Below are 3088 nucleotides of genomic sequence, written 5' to 3' on the forward strand. Positions count from 1 at the left end.
GACGCGAGAACGACGAGGCCCGCCAAGCGGGCCCCGCCGTCGTCGTCGTGCTGGTTGTCCTACTTCTTTGCCGCCAGCAGGTCCGCTGTGCCCTTGGCGTCGGCTTCATCGACATCGTGAAGCGAAATGCCGCGAGTTTCCTTGAGCATCAGCACGGCGAATGCGGTGACCGCGCAGGCGCAGAGCAGATAGATGGCGATCGGCGTCGACGATCCGTATTCCTGCAGCAGCGCCGTGGCGATGATCGGTGCCAGTGAGCCTGCCACGATCGAGGTGACCTGGTAGCCGAGGGAAACGCCGGAGTACCGCATGCGGGTGGGGAACATCTCGGCCATGATGGACGGCTGCCCCGCGTACATGAGTGCGTGGAAGATGAGGCCGATGGTCACGGCCGCGAGGATGATGACCTCGTTCCCGGTATCCATCATGGGGAAGGCGAAGAATCCCCAGGTTGCTCCGAGCAGGGCACCGGCCATGTAGACGGGACGCCGTCCGAGGCGGTCGGAGAGCTTGCCGACCAGGGGCACCGTGCAGAAGTGGATGAAGTGGGCGATCAGGAGCAGGAACAGGATCCGCGAGGTGTCCGTCTCCACCACCAGTCGCAGGTAGGTGATGCTGAACGTCACCACGAGGTAGTACAGGATGTTCTCCGCGAAGCGCAGGCCCATGGCGGTGAAGACGCCGCGGGGGTAGCGTTTGAAGACCTCGATGACGCCGTAGCCCTTGGCCTCTGCAACAACTTCCTTGCGAGCCTCGAGGAAGATCGGGGCATCGTTCACCTTGGTGCGGATGTAGTACCCGACGACCACGATCACGGCGGAGAGCCAGAACGCGATGCGCCAGCCCCAGCTGAGGAAGTCCTCGGAGGAAAGGGTGGACGAGAGGATGAAGAGTACTCCGGTGGCGAGCAGGTTTCCCATCGGCACTGCGGACTGGGGCCAGCTGGACCAGAAACCGCGTGACTTGCTGGGGCTGTGCTCGGCCACGAGCAGGACGGCACCTCCCCACTCACCGCCGACAGCGAAGCCCTGGATGAAGCGGAGCACCACGAGGAGCCCGGGAGCCCAGTAGCCGATCTGGTCGAACGTCGGCAGGCAACCCATGGCGAAGGTCGATACGCCCACGAGGATGATGCTGAGCTGCAGCAGCTGCTTGCGGCCGTACTTGTCACCGAAGTGCCCGAAGACGATACCGCCGATGGGTCGTGCCACGAAACCGACCGCATAGGTCAGGAAGCCGGCGATGATGGCATCGAACTCGGTTTCCGCGTTCGGGAAGAACACCGTGGCGAACACGAGCGTGGCTGCCGCTGCGTAGAGGAAGAACTCGTACCATTCAACGACGGTGCCCGCCATCGAGGCGACAACAACCTTCTTGAGTCCCGACTCTTTGACGTCGGGTTCCTCGCGCCGTGCGGGGTTGGACTGGGTGGAACTCATGCGTGCTACTCCTTCGGTGTCTCCGTTGACACGGTTCGCCTTGACCATGCTGTGGTTTCCGGGGTGTCTGCTCTTGTGACGCCGAGCACACCGGAGGCAGTACCGAGTATTGCCCTTGCCTGCAGGCAGTTCAACTCCAATTAGTGCAGAGCCGTTCTGCGAAAACGCACACGTCCCAATTCGCCTCCCACCGGATGAGCACCGCGTATATCGTAGGCAGCATGGCTCATTCCGAAATTCCCGGCCCCGATGCAAACCACCAGCGGCCCGACGGCACTACCGACGGCACTGTCGAAGCCCTCGGCAAGTTGTCCGAAGCCCTTGAGGTGGTTGAGCACGCGAGGGGCTACCTCTACGGTTTCCACCGGCTCACGGGCAAGGCGGACCTCAACCTCAGCGAAGCGGCCGAGCTGCTCCGCAAGGCCGGGCACAGCGAACTCGCCGACACAGTGGAGAAGGACATCATCGGCCGCAACGTCGTCGAGGGACGGTGGACGTTCCAGATCGTCGAGGATTACGACGACCACTACTACGCAGAGCTGAAGGCGTTGGAGAAGCGCGCCCGGGACGAACTCGTCGAGGGCAAGCGCCACCTCTTCGAAGCGGAAATGAAGGAAGACCGCCGGACCAAGGGCCGCGAGCACCACGAAGCACTCCCTCAGGAGGCATGAATGGAAACCCTGCACACTGAGAGGACGGGCTCGGGCGATCCCCTGGTCCTGGTGCACGGTCTGGGATCGAGTATCCGCAACTGGGACCCGGTGGCACCGATGCTCGGCCGGCACCGCGAAGTCATCGCCATCGACCTCCCCGGTTTCGGTCGGAGTGCCCCGCTTGCCGGCGAGGTGAGCATCGCGACGCTCACCGACGCGCTGCAGCATTACCTGGATCACCAGGGCCTTGCGAACGCGGACATCGTGGGCAGCTCCATGGGTGCCCGGATGGTCGTGGAGCTCGCGCGCCGGGGTCACGCGGGCGACGTCGTCGCGCTGAGTCCCGGCGGTTTCTGGAACGACCGCCAGGTCCGGATCTTCAATGCGAGCATCACTGCCTCGGTCGCCCTGGTGCGCCGCGTCCAGCCTGCACTCCCCTTCCTGACCCGCACTGCGGCCGGGCGGACGGCACTCCTGGCGCAGTTCTCGGCGAAGCCGTGGAAACTGGACCCGGATCTCGTCCTGACCGAACTGCGGGGATTCAGGACCTCGAGAAGCCTCGACGCAGCCCGGAAATCCCTCGCGCACGGCCCCCGCCAGGCAGGCGCGCCGGCCGGAAGTCTTCGGGGCAGGCTGGCTCTCGGCTGGGGACGGCAGGACAGGGTGACCCTCCCGAGTCAGGCTGCAACCGCGACGGCGCTCTTCCCCGACGCAACGCTGCACTGGTTCGAAGACTACGGTCACTTCCCGCACTGGGATCAGCCCGCCGAAACGGTGAAGTTCATCCTCGATTCGACGTCGTAGCCGCGTTCTGCGGTCGGCCTCGAGAAGTCTGCTCGACGCGGCGGCGCGATCGGTCCGGAACTCGCGCAGCTATGGCGGGTGCCGCCGTCGTGCACCCACCACTGCTGCGCAACTTCGCGCACCGGGAGACGTCCGCGCACCGGGAGCCGCGCGCAGCAGGGCCTCTCCTACCAGTCGTGGATCGTGCCGTCC

At 64.9% G+C, this 3088-nt stretch carries 3 protein-coding genes; 2 read left to right on the plus strand and 1 reads right to left on the minus strand.

The genetic code is table 11. The features are described from left to right. Positions 1 to 59 precede the first annotated feature (59 nt). Positions 60 to 1439, minus strand: a complete 1380-nt coding sequence (locus tag Y705_RS0113430) for an MFS transporter (RefSeq protein ID WP_026533231.1) — start codon at positions 1437 to 1439, stop codon at positions 60 to 62. Between the two features lie 221 nt (positions 1440 to 1660). Between Y705_RS0113430 and Y705_RS0113435 the strand changes: the two genes are divergently transcribed. Beyond that, the gene (locus tag Y705_RS0113435) at positions 1661 to 2110 is read left to right on the plus strand and encodes a hypothetical protein (protein WP_049822774.1); all 450 of its coding nucleotides are present in this window, start codon (positions 1661 to 1663) and stop codon (positions 2108 to 2110) included. Further along, positions 2111 to 2896 (plus strand): alpha/beta fold hydrolase, encoded by a 786-nt coding sequence (locus Y705_RS0113440; RefSeq protein ID WP_049822753.1) that lies wholly within the window; start codon positions 2111 to 2113, stop codon positions 2894 to 2896. Positions 2897 to 3088 lie beyond the last annotated feature (192 nt).

It is taken from the genome of Arthrobacter sp. H41 (assembly GCF_000520535.1).
Taxonomy (GTDB): Bacteria; Actinomycetota; Actinomycetes; order Actinomycetales; family Micrococcaceae; genus Arthrobacter_D.